Origin of the sequence: Streptomyces sp. GbtcB7 (assembly GCF_019091445.1) — a bacterium.
Taxonomy (GTDB): Bacteria; Actinomycetota; Actinomycetes; order Streptomycetales; family Streptomycetaceae; genus Streptomyces; species Streptomyces mirabilis.
The window spans coordinates 1-238 of the sequence record NZ_JAGXJM010000604.1 but is presented as its reverse complement, the minus strand read 5'-3'; the positions used below and the strand labels follow the sequence as shown (position 1 = coordinate 238).

Sequence of the window (238 nt, the reverse complement as noted above, 5' to 3'; positions counted from 1 at the left end):
CCCCAGGGGAAGTTCCAGGGGGCCGGCGTGCCCGTCTCCCCGGCTCCGGACGGCTGCTGGAGGTTGTCCAGCTCCTGGTTGGGCCAGTGGAGGTTCCCGGGGAAGGACCGCACGTCGGAGTAGACGTTCCCGTCCGCCTCGTACGCGTGCCCGCGCTCGATGAGCCCGCGCACATCCTCCACCATCTCGGTGATGTGCCCGGTGGCCCGCGGCCCGTAGGTGGGCGGCAGGCTGCCGA

1 pseudogene is annotated in these 238 nt (G+C 72.3%); it reads right to left on the bottom strand.

Annotated features, from left to right (window positions below):
• Window positions 1-238, bottom strand: a pseudogene (locus KVT44_RS56975) (cysteine--tRNA ligase); the annotation flags it as partial.